2 protein-coding genes (1 of these 2 cut by a window edge) are annotated in these 21,808 nt (G+C 73.1%); both read left to right on the top strand.

Features of this window, described 5'->3' with window-relative positions:
* Positions 1-4,058, top strand: part of the annotated coding region (locus BLU84_RS25150) for a non-ribosomal peptide synthetase (RefSeq protein WP_083383100.1) (this coding region is incomplete at its 5' end). The annotated region extends 21,366 nt beyond the left edge of the window; 4,058 of its 25,424 annotated nt are in view.
* On the top strand, positions 4,039-21,808 hold a 17,770-nt coding region (locus BLU84_RS25145), incomplete at its 3' end, for a non-ribosomal peptide synthetase (RefSeq protein WP_074873721.1). The genes BLU84_RS25150 and BLU84_RS25145, both read left to right, overlap by 20 nt.

Here is a 21,808-nt window from a genome sequence, read left to right as displayed (position 1 = left end):
TGCCCGAACGCATCGCCTTGCCGGGCGACCGGCCGCGCCCGGCGCAATCGAGCTACCGCGGCGGCCATCTGCCGCTGCAGCTCGACGCCGCGCTGCACGCGCGCCTGACCGCGCTGGCCCAGCGTCAGGGCGCGACCTTGTTCATGGTGCTGCAGGCGGCGCTGGCGGCGACGCTCGGCCGGCTCGGCGCCGGCGACGACATCGCGCTCGGCACGCCGATCGCGGGCCGCGGCGACGAAGCGCTGCACGATCTGATCGGCCTGTTCCTCAACACCTTGGTGCTGCGCACCGACCTGTCCGGCGACCCCAGCTTCGCCGAGCTGCTCGGCCGCGTGCGCGAAACCGGGTTGGCCGCCTACGAGCATCAGGACCTGCCGTTCGAGCGTCTGGTCGACGCCTTGCAGCCGGCCCGTTCGATGTCCCACCACCCGCTGTTCCAGGTGATGCTGTCGCTGCAGAACAACGCCGCGGGCGAGCTGGCCCTGCCCGGCCTGCGCGTGCGTCCGAGCGCCGGGTTCGACCTGGACATCGCCCAGTTCGACCTCAGCTTCGACTTCAGCGAAGCCTTCGACGAGCGCGGCGCGCCGGCCGGATTGTTCGCCGGCATCGAATATGCGGCCGATCTGTTCGACGCCGACACCGCGCAGCGCATCGGCCTGTACCTGCGGCGCATGCTCGAAGCGGTCGCGGCCGATCCGCGCCGCCGCGTCGGCGAGATCGAACTGCTCGACGGCGAGGAACGCGGCCGCTGGCTGCGCGACGCGCAAGGCGCGCAGGTCGCCGCGTCCGGACTGCTGTTGCCGCAGTGGTTCGAGCGTCAGGCCGCGGCCACGCCCGATGCGGTCGCCGTGGTCTGCGGCGACGAGTCGCTGAGCTACGCCCAGCTCAACCGCCGCGCCAACCGCATCGCCCACGCGCTGATCGCGCGCGGCATCGGGGCCGAGGACCGTGTCGCGCTCGCGCTGCCGCGTTCGCTCGACACCGTGTGCGCGATGCTGGCGACGCTGAAGGCCGGCGCGGCCTATCTGCCGCTGGACACCGAGCACCCCGGCCCGCGCCAGCGCGAACTGCTGGCCGAAGCCGCGCCCGCGCTGTTGCTCGGCCACGCCGGCCTGTGCGACGCGCTCGGCCACGCCGGCCCGGCGCTGCTCCTGGACCGCGACGCCGGCCGCGCCGAACTGGCGGCGATGCCCGAGCGCGATCCCGGCGACGCCGACCGCGCGCCGCTGCATCCGCAGCAGGCGGCCTACGTCATCTACACCTCCGGCTCGACCGGCAAGCCCAAGGGCGTGGTGGCCGTGCACGGCGGCGTCGCCAATCTGTTCGAGGAACACCGCGAGCGCATGTTCGCCGACGTGGTCGCGCACAGCGGCAGCGAGCGCATCCGCTTCGCGCTCACCGCCACCTTCGCCTTCGACACCTCGCTGGAAGGCCTGCTGTGGCTGTGCGCTGGGCAGGAGCTGCACGTGGTCGACGATCTAACCCGCCGCGAAGGCCAGGCGCTGATCGAGTACATCGACGCGCACGGCATCCACGCGGTCGATCTGACCCCGGCGCACTTCGAGCAGTTGCGCGCGCAAGGCTTGCTCGACGCCGGCCGGGCGTATCCGCGCACGGTGGTGCTCGGTGGCGAAACCGTCGGCGAGTCGCAATGGCGGGCGCTGCGCGAGCATCCGGTGCGCGGCTACAACTGCTACGGCCCGACCGAATGCACGGTCGACGCCAGCTACGTGGCGATCGACGAGATCGACGAAGGCGACCGCCCGAGCATCGGCACCGCGTTGCGCAACACCCGCCTGTACGCGCTCGACGCGCGGCTGCGGCCGGTGCCGGCGGGAGTGCCGGGCGAGCTGTACATCGCCGGCGCCCCACTCGCCCGCGGCTACCTCGGCCGCGCCGCGCTCAGCGCCGAACGCTTCGTCGCCGATCCCTTCGTTGCCGGCGAACGCATGTACCGCTCCGGCGATCTGGTGCGCTGGCGCCGCGACGGTCGCCTGGAGCATCTGGGCCGCGCCGATCACCAGCTCAAGATCCGCGGCTTCCGCATCGAGCCGGGCGAGATCGAGGCGGCGCTGGCGGCGCTGGGCTACAGCGCCAACGCGGTGATCGCGCGCGAAGACCGGCCGGGGCGCAAGCGCCTGGTCGGCTATGTGGTCGCGCCCGAAATCGACGCCGCGCAGCTGCGCCGCGAACTGGCCGAACGCTTGCCCGAGTACATGGTGCCGGCCGCGTTCGTGGCGGTGCCCGCGCTGCCGCTGACGCCGAACGGCAAGCTCGACCGCGCCGCGCTGCCCGCGCCGGCGGTCGAAGCCGCCGCAGCGCCCGAGGCCGGCGCCAGCGAGCGCGAGCGCCTGCTCGCGGCGCTGTTCGGCGAAGTGCTGGGGCTGCCCGCGCCGGGTCTGGACGAGGGCTTCTTCGCCCTCGGCGGCGACAGCATCAGTTCGATCCAGTTGGTCGGCCGCGCCCGTCAGGCCGGCCTACGCCTGAGCGCGCGCGACGTGTTCCAGCATCAAAGCGTGCGCGCGCTGGCGGCGGTGGCGACGCCGGAAACCGCGGCGTCCGCGGCGCCCTCGGTGGCGCCGGTCGGCGAATTGCCGGCCACGCCGATCGTGCGCGACCTGCTCGAACACGACGCGCCGTACGATCAGTACCAGCAGTCGATGCTGCTCAAGGTGCCGGCGCTCGACGGCCGCGCCCTGGTCCTGGCGCTGCAGGCCTTGCTCGATCACCACCACGCCTTGCGCCTGCGCGTGCTCGATCGCGAGCGCCTGGAAATCCTGCCGGCCGGCGCGGTGCGCGCCGACGATTGCCTGCTGGCGATAAGCGGCGCCACGCCCGCGCCGGCGGCGGTAGCGCGGCTGGCCGATTCGGCGCAAAAGCGCCTGGCCCCGGCCGCCGGCCGCCTGCTGCAAGCGGTGTGGTTCGACGCCGGCGAACAATCGCGGCTGTTGCTGGTGATCCATCACCTCGCCGTCGACGGCGTGTCCTGGCGCGTGCTGCTGCCGGATCTGCGTTCGGCGTACGAACAGGCGCTGCAAGGCCGCCACAGCATCGAACTGGACGCCTCGCCGACCTCGCTGCGCGAATGGGCGCTGGCCCTGCCGCAGGCCGCGCAACGCCGTCGCGACGAGTTGCCGCTGTGGCGCGGCATGCTCGCGCCCGACGGCGGCGCGTGGCTGCCGCGCCGGCTCGACCCGGCCCGCGACGTCATGGCCAGCCTGCGTACCCTGAGCCTGAGCCTGGACGCCGAGACCACCCGCGTCCTGCTGACCCAGGCGCCGGAGCGCATCAACGGCCGCATCAACGACGTGCTGCTCAGCGCGTTCGCGCTGGCGATGCTGCAATGGCGGCGCGAACGCGGCGAAGCCGGCGCGCAGGCGCTGACCTTCGACCTGGAAGGCCACGGCCGCGAACTCGCCGCGGTCGACGGGCTGATCGACGGCGCCGACCTGTCGCGCACCGTGGGCTGGTTCACCAGCCTGTTCCCGGTGCGGCTGGACGCCTCGGGCTTCGACCTCGACGAAGCGCTGGCCGGCGGCAAGGCGCTGGAGCGCGCGCTCAAATCGGTCAAGGAGCAGCTGCGGCAAGTGCCCGACCAGGGCATCGGCTACGGCTTGTTGCGCCATCTCGACCAGGACGCGCGCGCCGAGCTGGGCGCGCTTGCGCCGCCGACGCTGGGCTTCAACTACCTCGGCCGCTTCGCGGTCGCCGGCGAGGCCGCCGACGCCGACTGGAACCCGGTCGGCGAGGACGGCGGTTTCGGCGGCGGCAGCGACGCCGAACAGCCGCTGCCGCACGCCATCGACCTCAACGCCCTGGTCCGCGACGAAGCCGACGGCCCGCGCCTGCACGCCAACTGGAACTGGGCCGGCGAACTGCTCGACGAGGCCGCGGTGCGCTCGCTGGCGCAGGCCTGGTTCGACGCGCTCGCGCGCATCGCCGCCTTCGCCCGCGACGCCGACGGCGCCGCGCTGACGCCGTCCGACGTACCGCTGGTCGCGCTCGACCAGTCCGACATCGAACTCCTGGAATCGCTCTATGCGCAACTCGCAGATTGAAGACATCCTGCCGCTGACCCCGCTGCAGCACGGCTTCTTGTTCCACGCCTTGTACGACGACAAGGTGCAAGACAGCTATGTAGTGCAAATGACCTTCGCCCTCGACGGCGCGCTCGACGCCGCGGCCCTGCGCGCCGCCGCCGACGCGCTGCTGCGGCGCCACGCCAGCCTGCGCGCGGCGTTCGTGCACCACAAGATCAAGGAACCGGTGCAGGTGATCCAGCGCGAGGTCCAGGCGCCGTGGCGCGAGCTGGATGTGTCCGAGTTGCCGCCGCCGCAGCGCGCGCAGGCGCTGGAACGCGCGATCGCCGAGGATCTGCAACAACGCTTCGAACTCACCCGCGCGCCGCTGCTGCGCTTCGTCCTGGTGCGCGAATCGGCCCGGCGCCACTATCTGATCTTCACCAGCCACCACATCCTGCTCGACGGCTGGTCCTCGCCGATCGCGCTGCAGGAACTGTTCGCGCTGTACCGCAACGGCGCCGACGCCGACGCGCTGCCGCGGGTGGCGCCGTACCGCGACTACATGCGATGGCTCGGCGGGCGCGACCAGACCGGCGCGCGCGACGCGTGGCGCGCCGCGTTCCTGGGCTTCGAGGAACCCACCCGCATCGCCGCGGCCAGCACCGCGCCGGCCGCGCCGGAGACCTTGCGCATCGATCTGCCCGACGCGCTGGTCCAGCGTTTGACCCAACTCGCGCGCGGGCTCGGCGTGACCCTCAACACCGTGGTCCAGGCGGCCTGGGGCGTGTTGCTGGGACGCATCGGCAACCGCCTCGACGTCGCCTTCGGCACCACCGTCTCCGGCCGGCCGCCGGAACTGCCCGGCGTCGAACGCATGGTCGGCTTGTTCATCAACACCCTGCCGCTGCGCTTGCAGTGGCGGCCCGACGAAACCGTCGCCGCGCTGCTGACCCGATTGCAGCGCGAACAGGCCGCGCTGCTCGATCACCAGCACCTGGGACTGGCCGAAATCCAGCGTCTGGCCGGCCACGCCGAACTGTTCGACACCCTGGTGGTGTTCGAGAATTTCCCGGTCGGCGACGAGCAGGAGGACCCCGACGCGCTGAAGATTTCGCTGCACAGCCACAACGGCGGCGACACCTCGCATTACCCGGTCGGCCTGGCGCTGATCCCGGGCCGCCCCTACCAGCTCAAACTCAGCTACCGCCCGGACCTGTTCCAACGCGAGCAGGTGGAGCGCCTGGGCCGCCGCTACCAACGCCTGATCGAAGCTTTCGCCGCGGACGCGCAGCAGCCGCTGGGCCGCATCGACCTGCTCGACGACGACGAAGCGCAGCAGGTGCTGCGCGACTGGAACGCCACCGCGCACGCACTGCCGCCGGCGACGCTGGCGCAGCGGCTTTCCGAGCAGGCCGCGCGCACGCCCGAGGCGATCGCGCTGAGCTTCGAGGGCGAGTCGCTGAGCTACGCCGAACTGGAAGCGCGCAGCAACCGCCTCGCGCACGCGCTGATCGCGCAAGACATCGGCCCGGAATCCATCGTCGGCGTGGCCCTGCCGCGCTCGCTCGACTTGCCGGTCGCGCTGTGCGCGGTGGTCAAGAGCGGCGCCGCGTATTTGCCGCTGGACACCGACTACCCGGCCGAGCGCCTGGCCGACATGCTTGCCGACGCCAAGCCGGCGCGGGTGTTGACGCGCGGCGACGTCGCCGCGCGCCTGCCCGCCGCTGCGCCGTCGTGGCGTCTCGACGATGCGGCGCTGTGCGCGCGCCTGGCCGCCCTGCCCGCGCACGCGCCGGACGACGGCGAGCGCACCGCGCCGCTGCGGCCGCAGCACCCGGCCTATGTGATCTACACCTCCGGCTCGACCGGCAAGCCCAAGGGCGCGGCGATCCCGCATCTCGGCATCGTCAACCGCCTGGACTGGATGCAGCGCGAGTACAAGCTCCAGGCCGACGACGCGGTGCTGCAGAAAACCCCCGCCAGCTTCGACGTCTCGGTGTGGGAATTCTTCTGGCCGCTGACCCAGGGCGCGCGGCTGGTGCTGGCGCGGCCCGACGGCCATCGCGAACCGGCGTATCTGGCCCGCTTGATCGCGCAGGAGCGCATCACCACGGTCCACTTCGTCGCCTCGATGCTGGAGCTGTTCGTGCTCGAAGCCGACGCCGGGCAATGCGCCAGCCTGCGCCGCATCATCTGCGGCGGCGAAGCCTTGTCGGCCGATCTGCGCCGGCGCGTGGCGCAGCGGCTGGGGCGGCCGCTGCATCATTCCTACGGGCCGACCGAGACCTCGATCGGCGTGGCGGCATGGCCGTGCCGCGATGTCGAGGACGGCCCGATCCCGATCGGCGGCCCGCTCGCCAACACCCGCTTCTACGTGCTCGACAGCGCGCTGCGGCCGGTGCCGGCGGGCGCGGTCGGCGAGTTGTACATCGCCGGCGACTGCCTCGCCCGCGGCTATCTCGGCCGCGCCGCGCTCAGCGCCGAACGCTTCGTCGCCGATCCGTTCGCGGCCGGCGAGCGCATGTACCGCTCCGGCGACCTCGCCCAATGGCGCGAGGACGGCGTCATCGTCCATCGCGGCCGCGCCGACCATCAGGTCAAGGTGCGCGGCCTGCGCATCGAACTGGGCGAGATCGAAGCGCAGCTGGCGCTCGCCGGCTTCGCGCGCAACGCCGCGATCGTGCGCGAGGACCGGCCCGGTCAGCGCCAGATCGTCGCTTACGTGGCCGCGGCCGGCGAGTTCGACGCCGACGCGCTGCGCGCGCGGCTGGCCGAGCGCCTGCCCGATTACATGGTGCCGTCCGCGCTGCTGGCGTTGCCGGCGCTGCCGCAACTGCCCAACGGCAAGCTCGACCGCAAGGCGCTGCCGGCGCCCGACTACGCTCCGCTGAGCGCGCGCGAACCGCGCGACGAACGCGAACGCGCGCTGTGCGCGCTGTACGCCGAGGTGCTGGGGCTGGAACGGGTCGGCATCGACGACAGCTTCTTCGCCCTCGGCGGGCATTCCTTGCTGGCGATCCGCCTGATCAGCCGGGTCCGCGCCGAACTCGACATCGAATTGCCGATCCGCGCCTTGTTCGAGGCGCCCAGCGTCGCCGCGCTGGCCGTCGCGCTGGACCCGCGGCGCGCGCGCCGCCCGGCCTTGCTGCCGCAGCCGCGCCCCGAGACGCTGCCGCTGTCGTTCGCCCAGCGCCGGCTGTGGTTCCTGCACCGGCTCGAAGGGCCCAGCGCCACCTACAACCTGCCGCTGGCGCTGGAGCTGCACGGCGCGCTCGACCGCGCCGCGCTGCGCGCCGCGCTCGCCGACGTGGTCGCGCGCCACGAAAGCCTGCGCACGATGTTTCCCGAGGGCGAGATCGCCCGGCAGCTCGTGCTCGCGCCGCTGGCGCCGCCGCTGCGCGAACGCGAGATCGCGCCCGATGCGCTGAGCGCCGCGCTGGCCGAAGACGCCGCGCACGGGTTCGACCTCGCCCGCGAGATTCCGCTGCGCGCCACGGTCTACCGCCTCGGCGAAGACCGGCACGCGCTGCTGCTGTTGCTGCACCACATCGCCGGCGACGGCGCGTCGATGGCGCCGCTGGCGCGCGATCTGACTCAGGCCTACGCCGCGCGCGCGCAAGGCCGCGCGCCGGACTTCGCGCCGCTGCCGGTGCAGTACGCCGATTACACCCTGTGGCAGCGCCAGGCCCTCGGCGACGAAGACGACGCCGACAGCCCGATCCGCGGCCAGATCGACTACTGGCGCGGCGCCCTGGCCGGCTTGCCCGAGCAACTGGCGCTGCCGGCCGAGCGCGTGCGTCCGCCGCTGCCGAGCTATCGCGGCGGCGTCTGCGCGCTCGACCTCGACGCCGACGTCCACGCCGCCCTGGCCGCCCTCGCCCAGCGCCACGGCGCGACCTTGTTCATGGTCCTGCAGGCGGCGCTGGCGGCGACCCTGAGCCGGCTCGGCGGCGGCGACGACATCGCCATCGGCACGCCGGTCGCCGGCCGCGACGACGAAGCGCTCGGCGGTTTGGTCGGTTTGTTCCTCAACACCCTGGTGCTGCGCAACGACACCTCCGGCGATCCGCGCTTCGCCGAGTTGCTGGCGCGGGCCAGGGACACCGCGCTGTCCGCTTACGCGCATCAGGACCTGCCGTTCGAGCGGCTGGTCGAGCTGCTCAACCCGCAGCGTTCGCTGGCCCACCATCCGCTGTTCCAGGTGATGCTGGTGCTGCAGAACACCGACGCGGCCGAACTGCGCCTGCCCGACCTGAGCGTGCGCGCCGCGGCGCTGGCCAACGACGTGGCCAAGTTCGATCTGGCGTTCACCTTCGCCGAGCGTAACCCGCCCGGCGCCGCGCCGGCGGGGCTCCACGGCGCATTGGAGTACGCGCGCGATCTGTTCGACGACGCCGGCGCGCAGGCCGTGGCCGAACGCCTGCGGCTGTTCTTGCAGGCCGTGGCCGCCGACGAAACGCTGCGCATCGGCGCGGTCGATCTGCTGCGGCCGGCCGAACGCGCGCAGCTGTTGATCGCGCGCAACGACACCGGCGCGCCGCTGGACGAGGCCGACGTGGTGGCGCGCTTCGAGCGGCAGGCGGCGGCGACGCCGCACGCCGTGGCGCTGGTCTGCGATGAGGAAACGCTCAGTTACGCCGAGCTGGACCGTCGCGCCAACCGGCTGGCGCGGGTGTTGATCGCGCGCGGCGTCGGCGCCGAGGACCGGGTCGCGCTGGCGCTGCCGCGCGACGCGAGCCTGGTGGTGGCGATGCTGGCCGCGCTGAAAGCCGGCGCCGCCTATCTGCCGCTGGACCCGAGCTACCCGGCCGCGCGTTTGCGCGCGATGCTCGCCGACGCGCGCGCGCGCCTGGGCCTGGGTACCCGCGCCAGCATCGCCGCCTTGGCCGGCGACGCCGCGCAGGACGCCTGGCTGGCCTTGGACGACGAACGCGTGCGCGGCGAACTCGACGCCGCGTCCTGCGCTGCGCCCAGCGACTCCGAACGCGTGCGCCCCGCGCATCCGCGCCATCCGGCCTACGCGATCTACACCTCCGGCTCGACCGGCACGCCCAAGGGCGTGTTGGTCGAGCGCGCGCAGCTCGCCAATCACATGGCCTGGATGCAGGCGCGTTTCCCGCTCGGCGGCGAAGACCGCGTGCTGTTGCGCACCACGGTCAACTTCGACGCGGCGCAATGGGAGATCTGGCTGCCGCTGCTGGCCGGCGCCGCCGCCTGCCTGCTGCCCGACCGCTTGCGCCACGATCTGGAAGGCGTCGTCGATTACTGCGTGCGCCAGCGCATCGGCGTGGCCCAGGCGGTGCCGTCGATGCTCGCCGCGCTGCTCGACGCGCCGCGCAAACCGGCGCTGCGGCGCCTGTTCTGCGGCGGCGAAGCGCTGCCGGCGGAACTGGCCGAACGCGCCGCGCGCGAGTGGGGCGTGCCGGTGGTGAACCTGTACGGCCCCACCGAAACCACGATCCAAGTCGTCGCTTACGAACGCCCCGCCGACGCGGCCGCGGGCGCCGGCGGCCACGTGCCGATCGGCCGGCCGGTCTGGAACACCCAGGTCTACCTGCTCGACGAACGCCTGCAGCCGGTGCCCGACGGCGTCCCCGGCGAGCTGTACATCGCCGGCGACGCGCTCGCCCGCGGCTACCTAGGCCGCGCCGCGCTCAGCGCCGAACGCTTCGTCGCCAATCCGTTCGACGCCGGCGCGCGCATGTACCGCACCGGCGATCTGGCGCGCTGGCGCGGCGACGGCGAGCTCGACTGCCTCGGCCGGGTCGATCAGCAGATCAAACTGCGCGGGTTCCGGGTCGAACCGGGCGAAATCGAGTCGGCGCTGGCCGCGCTCGGCTGCGCGCGCACCGCCGTGGTGCTGCGCGAAGACAGCCCCGGCCGCAAGCAACTGGTCGCCTACATCGCCGGCGCCGCCGGCGAGCTTCCCGACGCGCACGCGCTGCGCGCCGATCTGGCCGCGCGCCTGCCCGACTACATGGTGCCCGCCGCGATCGTACGCGTGGACGCGCTGCCGCTGGCGCCCAACGGCAAGCTCGACCGCAAGGCGCTGCCGGCGCCGGATGCGCCCGCGGCCGGCCGCGGCCCGCGCGACGAGATGGAACGGCGGCTGTGCGAACTGTTCGCGCAGACCCTGGGCCTGAAAGAAGTCGGCATCGACGAAGGCTTCTTCGCGCTCGGCGGCGACAGCATCAGTTCAATCCAGTTGGTCGGGCGCGCGCGCAGCCAGGGCCTGAAGCTGCACCCGCGCGATATTTTCCAGCACCAGAACGTCGCCGCGCTGGCCGCCGTGGCGGTGCCGCTGGCCGCCGGCGAGGCCGCGCCCGCGCAGGAGTCGCCGCTGGGCGAACTGCCGGCGACCCCGATCCTGCGCTGGTTCGACGAACACGCCGGCGAGGCCGGCGCGCACTACCAGCAGTCGCTGCTGCTCGACGTCCCGGCGCTGCGCGCCGAACCGCTGCGCGCCGCGCTGCAGGATCTGCTCGACCACCACGATGCCCTGCGCCTGCGCCGGATCGACGCCGGCCGCTTCGAAATCCGCGCGCCCGGCGCGGTCGCGGCGAGCGACGCGCTGACCTGCGTGGACCTCGCCGGCCTCGACGACAGCGCCCGCGCCGCCGCGCTGCGCGAACACGCCGACGCCGCCCAGCGGCGTCTGGACCCCGCGGCCGGCCGCCTGCTGCAGGCGGTCTGGTTCGCCCATCCGACCCGGCCGCGGTTGTTGCTGGCGATCCATCACTACGCCGTCGACGGCGTGTCCTGGCGCATCCTGCTGCCGGACCTGCAAGCCGCCTGGGACGCTCGCGCCGCCGGCCGCGCGCCCGCCTTGCAAGCGGTCGCGACCTCGCTGCGGCATTGGGCGCTGGGCCTGTCGCGCGCCGCGCAGGCGCGCGAGCCCGAAATCGCCCTGTGGCAAGCGCAGTTGCCCGTCGACGAAACGCCGCTCGGCGCGCGCGCGTTCGACCCGCGCCGCGACACCGTCGCCACCCGCCGCGAGCTCGCGCTGCGCCTGGACGCCGAGGTCGCCGGGCCGTTGCTTGCCGACGCGGCGCAATCCATCAACGGCCGCGTCAACGACGTGCTGTTGACCGGCTTCGCCCTGGCCCTGGCGCATTGGAACCGCAAGCGCGGCCGCGGCGACGCGAGCCACGCCGGCTTCGGCCTGGAAGGCCACGGCCGCGAAGTCGGGCTGGTCGAGGGCGCCGACCTGTCGCGCACCGTCGGCTGGTTCACCAGTGCCTTCCCGCTGCGCCTGCAGCTACCGCACGGCGACGACGACGCGGCGCTGGAACGCGCGCTCAAGTCGGTCAAGGAACAACTGCGCGCGCTGCCCGACAACGGCGCCGGCTACGGCCTGCTGCGCTATCTGCGCGAGGACGGCGCGCGTCTGGCCGGGCCCGCGCCGCAGGTCGGCTTCAACTACCTCGGCCGCTTCGGCGCCGACGCCGGCGCGTCCGCCGGGTGGACCCCGAGCGAGGAATCCATCGCCGCCAGCGCCGACGCCGCGCGTCCGCTCAACCACACGCTGGAAGTCAACGCCACCGCGGTAGACGGCGCCGACGGCCCGGTGCTGCACGCGCACTGGACCTGGGCCGGCGAGTTGCTCGACCAGGCCGACGTCGCCGAACTCGCGCAAGACTGGTTCGCCGCGCTGCGCCGCATCGTCGCGTTCGCCGCGCGCCGGCCGACGCGCGCGTTCACGCCGTCCGACCTGCCGTTGGCGCGGCTGCCGCAAGCGCAGATCGAGGCCATCGAAGCCGCGCAGCCGCCGTTGCAGGACATCCTGCCGCTGGCGCCGCTGCAACACGGCTTTGTGTTCCATGCGCTGTACGACGAAGCCGGCGGCGACGACTACAGCGTGCAGCTGGCGCTGGCGTTCGACGGCGAACTCGATCCGGCGGCGCTGCGCGGCGCGGTCGAAACCGTATTGCAGCGCCACCCCAATCTGCGCGCCGCGTTCCTGCATCAGGGACTCGACCGCGCGGTCCAAGCGATCGCGCGCGAGGTCGAACTGCCGTGGAGCGAAGTCGACCTGCGCGCGCACGCCGATCCCGACGCCGCGCTCGAACGGCTGCTGCAACGCGACCGGGAGCGGCGCTTCGACCTCGCCCGCGCGCCGCTGCTGCGCTTCACCCTGGCCCGCATCGGCGCGCAGCGCCACGTGCTGGCGCTGAGCCACCATCACATCCTCATGGACGGCTGGTCGCTGCCGTTGCTGTTGCAGGAACTGTTCGCCCTGTACCGCGGCCAGCCGCTGCCGCCGCCGGCGCCGTACCGCGACTACCTCGCCTGGCTCGACCGCCGCGACGGCGCCGCCTCGCGCGAGGCGTGGCGGCGAGCGCTGGAGGACCTGGAGCAACCCACCCTGGTCGCCGAAGGACTGCGCCTGCAGGCGCCGGCGCGGCTGCGCTCGCTGCGGCTCGATGAGGCGCGCAGCGAAGCCCTGGCCGCGCAGGCGCGGCGCCTGGGCGTCACCCTCAACACCTTGGTGCAACTGGCGTGGGTGCTGACGCTCGCGCGCCTGACCGGCCGCGACGATATCGTCTTCGGCGCCACCGTGTCCGGCCGTCCGCCCGAACTGGCCGGCATGGAACGGATGATCGGCTTGTTCATCAACACCGTCCCGGTGCGGCTGCGATTGCGCGCCGGCGAGCGCCTCGGCGAACTCGCCCAGCGCTTGCAGCGCGAGCAGGGCGCACTGCTCGAACACCAGCACCTGAGCCTGCCCGACATCCAGAAAGCCGCCGGCGCCGGCGAGTTGTTCGACACCCTGACCGTGTTCGAAAACTACCCGGTCGACGAACAGCGGTTGCAGCACGACGGCGGCGCGCTGCGCGCCAGCGCGCACGGCAGCAGCGGCGGCGACCGTTCGCACTACCCGCTGGGGTTGGCGGCGATGCCGGGCCGCGAGTTGAAGCTGAGCCTGACCCACCGCCCCGATGCGTTCGACGACGACCGCGCCGAGGCGATCCTCGCCACCTGCGTCCGCGCGCTGGAGGCGATCGCGGCCGAGCCGCAACGGCGGCTCGCGCAGTTGGACCTGCTCAGCGACGCCGAGCGCGAACAACTGGCCGGCTGGAACGCCACCGACGCCGGGCACGCCGGCGAAACGCTGAGCGCATGGCTGGGGCGCGCGGCCGCGGCCGCGGGCGATGCGGTCGCCGTGGAATGCGCGAACGAGCGACTGAGCTACGCGCAGCTGCAACGCCAGGCCGCGCAGCTCGCGCATACGCTGATCGCCGACGGCATCGGCCCCGGCGACCGCGTCGCGGTCGCGTTGCCGCGTTCGCTGCAGGCGATCCTGGCCCTGCTCGGCGTGATCCATGCCGGCGCGGCGTATCTGCCGCTGGACCCGGAGCTGCCGGCCGAACGCCTGCGCCAAGTGCTCGCCGCGGCGCGGCCGGCGGCGCTGCTGGCGCCGTCCGATTGGCTGGCCGCGCGCGGCCCCGACGCGGGCCTGCCGCCGGCGTTCGCGCTCGACAGCGAGTCCGCGCGCGCGCGCCTCGCCGCCGCGCCCACGCACGTGCCCACCGACGCCGAACGCCCGCGCGCCTTGCGCGCATCCGATCTGGCTTACGTGATCCATACCTCCGGTTCGACCGGCGCGCCCAAGGGCGTGATGATCGAACAGCGCCAGATCGTCAATGCGATCCGCGCGCGCGCCTCGCGTTATCCGGCCCACGAACGCGCCCTGCTGCTGCCGCCGTTGGCGTTCGACGCATCGCTGGCGGCGGTGTTCGGCGCGCTGAGCCAAGGCCAGACCCTGATCCTTCCCGGCGAAGGCCTGGAACGCGATCCGCATGCACTGGCCGAACTGGTCCGCGCCGCGCAAGCGCGCACCTGGATCAGCGGCCCGGCGCTGTACGCCGCGGTGCTGGAACAGGCCGACGACCGGCTGCGCGGCCTGCGCACGGTGATCCTCGGCGGCGAAGCGATCTCGCCGCAGTTGGCGCAGCGCCACGCCCAGGCCTGCGGCGACGCCCGCCTCTACAACGAATACGGCCCGACCGAAACCGCGATCTGGTGCGCGTCGGCCGAACTCGGCGGCGACGCGCCGCTGAACCTGATCGGCGCGCCGATCGACAACACCCGTCTGCACGTGCTCGACGCCGCGCTGCGGCCGCTGCCCGCCGGCGCGATCGGCGAGTTGTACATCGGCGGCGCCAACCTCGCCCGCGGCTACCTCGACCGTCCGGGGCAAAGCGCGGAACGCTTCGTCGCCGATCCGTTCGCACCCGGCCAGCGCCTGTACCGCAGCGGCGATCTGGTCCGCCGCCGCGCCGACGGCGCGCTGGAACTGCTCGGCCGCGCCGATCAGCAGATCAAGGTCCGCGGCCACCGCATCGAACCGGGCGAAGTCGAGGCCGCGCTGGCGGCGTGCGGCTACCCGCGCAGCGCCGTGGTCGGGTACGACGCCGGCGCCGGCCGCAAGCAACTGCTCGCTTACGTCGTCGCCGACACCCTCGACGGCGCGGGCGTGCGCGAACGGCTGGCGCAGCGCCTGCCCGAGTACATGCTGCCGGCCGCGCTGATCGCGGTGCCGGCGCTGCCGTTGACCGCCAACGGCAAGCTCGACCGCAAGGCGCTGCCCGCACCCGATTTCGCCGCCCGCGCCGCGCGCGCGCCGCGCAGCGGGCGCGAACGCGTGCTGCGCGACCTGTACGCTCAGGTGCTGGGGCTGGAGGCTGATGCGGTCGGCATCGACGACAGTTTCTTCGCCCTCGGCGGCGACAGCATCGGCTCGATCCAGCTGGTCGGGCGCGCGCGCCGCGCCGGGCTGACGATCAGCGCCCGCGACGTGTTCGAACATCCCGACGTGGAAGCGCTGGCGCGGGTCGCGCGCGAACTCGCCGGGCAACCCGCGGTCGCGGCGGCCGATCCGGTCGGCGCCCTGCCCGCCACGCCGATCGTGCGCTGGCTGCTGGAACGCGACGCGCCGTTCGCGCGCTTCGCCCAGTCGCAATTGCTGCAGGTGCCGCGACTGGCCGAAGCGCCGTTGCGCGCGGCGCTGCAGGACCTGGTCGAGCATCACGACGCGCTGCGCCTGCGCTTGGACGCGGACGGCTCTGTGCAAGTGCTGCCGGCCGACGCCGTCGACGCCGCGCAGCGGCTGCACCGGGTCGATCTGCGCGGTCTGCAGGCGCCGGAGCGCGCGCAGGCCCTGCAACGACACAGCAACGCCGCGCAGGCGCGCCTGCGGCCCGAAACCGGGCACATGTTCGAAGCGGTCTGGTTCGACGACGAAGGCGACGGCTCGCGCTTGTTGCTGATGATCCATCACCTCGCCGTGGACGGCGTGTCCTGGCGCATCCTCGCGCCGGACCTGCGCGCGGCCTGGGACGCGCGCAGCGCCGGCCGCGCGCCGGCGCTGGAGCCGGTGCCGACCTCGCTGCGCCATTGGGCCCTGGCGCTGCCGCGGGCGGCGCAGGAGCGGATCGGCGAACTGCCGTTCTGGCAGCGCATGCACGCCGGCGCTGAACCCGCGCTCGGCCGGCGCGCGCTCGACCCGCGGCGCGACACCGTCGCCACCCGCCGCAGCCTCGAACTGAGCCTGGACCGCGACACCACGCGCGCGCTGCTGACCCGCGCCACCGAGCGCATCCACGGCCGCATCAACGACGTGCTGCTGAGCGCGTTCGCGCTGGCCGTGGCCGAATGGCGGCAAGACCGCGGCGGCCACGGCGATGCGGTATCGCTGGAACTGGAAGGCCACGGCCGCGAGACCGCGCTGGTGCCCGGCAGCGACCTGTCGCGCACGGTCGGCTGGTTCACCAGCCAGTTCCCGCTGCGTCTGGAGCTGGCCGGCATCGACCGCCGCCGCGCGCTCGGCCGGGACGACCGCGAACTCGAACGCGCGCTCAAGTCGGTCAAGGAACAACTGCGCGCGCTGCCCGAGAACGGCGTCGGCTACGGCCTGCTGCGCTATCTGAGCGAGCAAGGCCGCGCCGCGCTGGGCGGCCACGCCGCGCCGCAGATCGGCTTCAACTATTTGGGCCGCTTCGAACTGGCCGAGGACGGCCAGTCGCGCCCCTGGACCGGTTCGGCCGAAGCCGCGCGGCTGGACGACCACAGCGACGCGCTGCGCCCGCTGGCGCACGCGCTGAGCCTGAGCGCGACCACCTACGACGGCGCCGACGGCCCGGTCCTGCATGCGCAATGGAGTTGGGCCGGTGAGTTGTTCGACGCCTACGACATCGCCGACCTCGCCCGGCGCTGGTCGGCCGCGCTCGCGCGGATCGCCGCAGCGGCCGGCGCGAGCGAAGGCGCCGTGTTCACGCCGTCGGATCTGCCGCTGCTGAGCCTGGACCAGGACGAGATCGAGCGCATCCAAGCCGCGCGGCCGGATCTGACCGAGGTGCTGCCGTTGTCGCCGCTGCAGCACGGCCTGCTGTTCCACGCGCTGTACGCCGACGCCGGTGCCGACGCGGACGACGCCTACCTGGTGCAGATGAGCCTGAGCATCGACGGCGCGCTCGACGGCGCGCGCCTGCGCCGGGCCGCGCAGGCGCTGCTCGACCGCCATCCGAATCTGCGCGCCGCGTTCGTCCACCAAGGGCTGCGCACGCCGGTGCAGGCGATCGCGCGCCGGCTCGCGGTGCCGTGGCAGGACCTAGAACCGGCCGGTACGCCCGAACAACGCGAGACCGAGTTCGATCGCTGGCTCAGCGCCGACAAGCGCCGGCGCTTCGACGCGGCGCAGGCGCCGCTGTTGCGTTGGGCGCTGGCGCGCATGGGAGCACGCCGCCATCGTTTGGTCCTGACCTGCCACCACATCCTGCTCGACGGCTGGTCGATGCCGATCCTGCTGGAGGAACTGTTCGCGCTGTACCACGCCGATGCCGACGCGGCGGCGCTGGCGCCGGCGCCGGCCTATCGCGACCACCTCGCCTGGCTGGCCGGCCGCGACCGCGGCGCGGCGCTGTCGGCGTGGCGCGAAGCGCTCGCCGGCCTGGACGAGCCGACCCGGGTCGCGCCGGCGCTGACCGGCACGGCCGCGCCGAAGCTGTTGCTCGAACGCCTGCCCGAGTCCCTGAGCGCGCGCTTGTCGCAGCTCGCGCGCGAGTCCGCGGTGACGCTCAACACCGCGATCCAGGCGAGCTGGGCGCTGTTGCTCTCGCGCCTGACCCGCCGCGACGACGTGGTGTTCGGCGCCACCGTGTCCGGCCGGCCGCCCGAGGTCGCCGGCAGCGAACGCATGATCGGACTGTTCATCAACACCGTGCCGCTGCGCCTGCGCCTGCGCGCGCAGGAAAGCGCGCGCGAGCTGTTGCAGCGCCTGCAACGCGAACAATCGGCCTTGCTCGACCATCAGCACCTGGGCCTGAGCGAAGTGCAGGCGCTGGCCGGTCACGGCGAGTTGTTCGACACCTTGGTGGTGTTCGAGAACTATCCGGTCGACGAGGCCGCGCTGCGCGAGCAGGAAGGCGTGCTGCGGATCGATTCGCACCGCCAGGACGGCGGCGACGCCTCGCATTACCCGCTCGGTCTGGCGGTGCTGCCGGGCGCGCGGCTGGGCTTGAGCCTGAGCTATCGCGAAGACGCGTTCGCGCCGGCGCAAGCCCGGCGCATCCTCGACGCGTATGCGCAGATCCTGCGCGAATGGGTCGAGCATCCCGACCGCGCGGTCGGCCGCCTGGGGCTGCTCGATGCCGACGGCGAGCGCCTGCTCGAAGCGTGGAACCGCAGCGGGAACGCGCTGGAAAACATCGGCCTGGCCGAGTCGTTCGCGCGCCAGCTCGCGCGCGCGCCCGACGCCGTCGCGGTGTCGATGCAGGACCAGACGCTCACGTACGCCGAACTCGACCGGGCCGCGCGACGGCTCGCGCGCCGCCTGCGCGCGCACGGCGTCGGCCCCGAACGCGGCGTGGCGATCCTGCAACGGCGTTCGCCGGCGCTGGTGGTGTCGGCGCTGGCGACGATTCTGGTCGGCGGCTTCTACGTCCCGCTGCACGAACAAGCGCCGGACGAGCGCCTGAATTTCGTGCTCGCCGATACGGGTGCGGCGGTGCTGCTGTGCGACGACAGCGTAGACGGACGCGGCATCGTCCCGGCTGCGCGGATGCTGCGGGTCGACCGGCTCGGCGAGGACGGCGAGGACGACGCGCACGATCCCGTCGCCGTCGCCGATCCGCGCCAGCTCGCGTACGTCATCTACACCTCCGGTTCGACCGGCAAGCCCAAGGGCGTGGCGGTCGCCCAGCGCGAGATCGTCGCGCTGGCCTTCGATCGCCGCTACGATCGCGGCCACGGCCGGGTGCTGATGCACTCTGCGCACGCGTTCGACGCCTCGACCTATGAGATGTGGGTGCCGCTGCTGCGCGGCGGCCGGATCGAGATCGCGCCGCCGGGCGAACTGGACGCCGCCGCGCTGGCGCGCACCATCGCCGCTAGCGGGGTCGAGGCCTTGTTCCTGACCACGGCGCTGTTCCGCTTGCTGGCGGAGGACCATCCGGCGTGTTTCGCCGGTGTCGGCGAGGTCTGGAGCGGCGGCGAAGCCGCGTCCAGCGCGGCGTTCCAGCGCGTGCTCGACGCGCATCCGCGGCTGCGCGTGGTGCATGTCTACGGCCCGACCGAAACCACCACCTTCGCCACCTGCTACCCGATGCAAGCGCCGCACCGCGCCGAGGCCAACGTGCCGATCGGCGCGGCGATGGACAACACCCGCCTGTACGTGCTCGACGCCGCGCTGCGGCCGCTGCCGCCGGGCCTGCCCGGCGAGCTGTACATCGGCGGCGACGGGCTCGCGCGCGGTTATTTGCATCGTCCCGGCCTGAGCGCCGAGCGCTTCGTCGCCGATCCGTTCGGCCGCGCCTCGCGCCTGTACCGCACCGGCGACCTGGTCCAGTGGCGCGAGGACGGGCAGATCGAGTTCCTCGGCCGCGTCGACCAGCAGGTCAAGATCCGCGGCTTCCGCATCGAACTGGGCGAGATCGAGGCGGCGCTGGCCGCGCTGGGCTGCGCGCAGAGCATCGTGCTGGCGCGCGAGGATCGGCCCGGCCAGAAGCAACTGGTCGCTTACGCGGCGACCACGGCCGAGGAGGCCGGGCGACTGCGCGCGGCGCTGGCCGAACGCCTGCCCGACTACATGGTGCCGGCGCGGGTGATCGCGCTGGACGCGCTGCCGCTGAACGCCAACGGCAAGGTCGACCGCAAGGCGCTGCCCGCGCCGGACACCGCCGGTGTCGCGCTGCGCGCGCCGCGCGACGCCGCCGAAGCGGTGTTGTGCGGCTTGTTCGCCGACGTGCTCGGCCTGCCCCAGGTCGGCATCGACGACAGCTTCTTCGCGCTGGGCGGACATTCGCTGCTCGCCACCCGTCTGATCGGGCGCGTGCGCGCCGCGTTCCAGATCGAACTGCCGATCCGCGCGCTGTTCGAAGCGCCCAGCGTGGCCGCGCTGGCGGTGCGCCTGAGCGGCGGCGCGCGCGCGCGCGAGGCGCTGGCGCCGCAGCCGCGGCCGGACGCCTTGCCGTTGTCGTTCGCGCAGCGGCGCCTGCACTTCCTGCACCAGATGGAAGGGCCGACCGCCACCTACAACATCCCGCTGGCATTGCAACTGGACGGCGAGCTCGACGCCGACGCGCTGGAGGCCGCGCTCGACGATCTGCTGCAACGGCACGAGAGCCTGCGCACCCGCTTCCCCGCCGAGGGCCCGCCGCGGCAGGAAGTCGTCGACGGCGCGCGCCTGCGTCTGCACCGCCTGAGCTGCGACGATGCCGACCTGCGCGGCGCGTTGTCGCGCGCCGCCGGTTATGCCTTCGACCTCGACGCCGATCTGCCGTTGCGCGCGAGCCTGTTCGCGCTCGCGCCGCAGCGCCACGTGCTGCTGTTGCTGCTGCACCACATCGCCGGCGACGGCGCATCGATGGCGCCGCTGGCGGCGGATCTGGCCGCCGCCTACGCCGCGCGCCTGCAAGGACGGGCGCCGGCGTGGGCGCCGCTGCCGGTGCAGTACGCCGACTACACCTTGTGGCAACGCCGCACCCTCGGCGACGACAGCGATCCGGACAGCGCGATCTCGCGCCAGATCGAGTACTGGAAGCGCGCGTTGTCCGGCTTGCCCGAACAATTGGCGTTGCCGTGCGACCGGCCGCGCCCGGCGGTCGCGAGCTATCGCGGCTCGCGCTTGCTGTTCGAACTCGACGCCGTCACCCACGCCGACTTGCTGGCGCTGGCGCGCCGGCGCGGAACCACCTTGTTCATGGCGCTGCAGGCCGCGCTGGCCGCGACCCTGTGCCGGCTCGGCGCCGGCACCGACATCCCCATCGGCACGCCCATCGCCGGCCGCACCGATCCGGCCCTGGAGCCGCTGGTCGGGCTGTTCCTCAACACCTTGGTGCTGCGCACCGACGTGTCGGGCGACCCCAGCTTCGAGGCCTTGCTCGAGCGCGTCCGCGAGACCGATCTGGCCGCTTACGAACACCAGGACCTGCCGTTCGAGCAGTTGGTGGAAGCGGTCAACCCGACCCGTTCGATGTCGCATCACCCCTTGTTCCAGGTGATGTTGGTGCTGCAGAACAACGCCTCCGCCGAACTGGCGCTGCCGGGGCTGCGCTGCAGCCAGGCCGGGTTCGATCTCGACATCGCCAAGTTCGACCTGAGCGTGGACTTCGGCGAGGCGCACGATGCGGACGGCGCGCCGGCGGGCCTGTACGGCTCGCTGGAATATTCCTCCGATCTGTTCGACGCAGCCGGCGCGCAACGGCTGAGCGAACGCCTGCAGCGGATGCTGCGGGCGATGGCGCAGCGTCCGCAGCAGCGGATCGGCGAGGTCGATCTGCTCAACGCGGACGAACGCGCGCGGGTGCTGACGCAGTGGAACGGCGCCGCCCGCTTCGACGAGCGGCTGACCTTGCCCGACTGGTTCGAGCAGCAAGTCGAACGCTCGCCCGACGCCATCGCGCTGTCGTTCGAGGACCGGCACCTGAGCTATGCCGAACTCAACCGCCGCGCCAATCGTCTCGCCCACCGCCTGATCGCCGCCGGCGTCGGCCCCGAGGACATCGTCGCCCTCGCCTTGCCGCGCGAGCCCGACCTCGTCGTCGCCGTCCTCGCCACGCTCAAGGCCGGCGCGGCGTATCTGCCGCTCGACCCCGACTATCCCGCCGACCGTCTCGTCTACATGCTCGGCGACGCCAAACCGGTGGCGCTGATCGCCGATCCTTCGCTCACGCTCGACCTGCCCGCGGGCCTGCCGACCTTGCGCGTCGACGACCGCTCCGCGGCCGAGCACAACCCCAGCGACGCCGACCGCCGCCGCCCGCTGCGGCCGCAGCATCCGGCCTACGTCATCTACACCTCCGGCTCGACCGGCCAGCCCAAGGGCGTGCTGGTTCCGCACCACAACGTCGTGCGCCTGTTCGACGCGACCGGCCAGTTCGGCTTCGGCGCCGACGACGTGTGGACCTTGTTCCACTCCTATGCCTTCGACTTTTCGGTCTGGGAACTGTGGGGGCCGCTGTGCCACGGCGGACGCCTCGTCATCGTTCCCTACTTCGTCAGCCGCGCGCCGCGCGAGACCCTGCAGCTGCTGGTGCGCGAGCGCGTCACCGTGCTCAACCAGACGCCGTCGGCGTTCTATCAACTGCTCCAGGCCGAGGGCGAAGACCCCGAACTGGGCCGGCAGCTGTCGCTGCGCTATGTCGTGTTCGGCGGCGAAGCGCTGGACTTCCGGCCGTTGGCCGAGTGGTACCAGCGCCATGCCGCCGATGCGCCGACCCTGGTCAATATGTACGGCATCACCGAGACCACGGTGCACGTCACTTATCAGGCGCTCGATCCGGCGTTCG

The organism is Lysobacter enzymogenes (assembly GCF_900106525.1).
GTDB lineage: Bacteria > Pseudomonadota > Gammaproteobacteria > Xanthomonadales > Xanthomonadaceae > Lysobacter > Lysobacter enzymogenes.
Note: the sequence above shows the minus strand (reverse complement) of the source record. Positions and strands in the feature narration are given on the sequence as shown.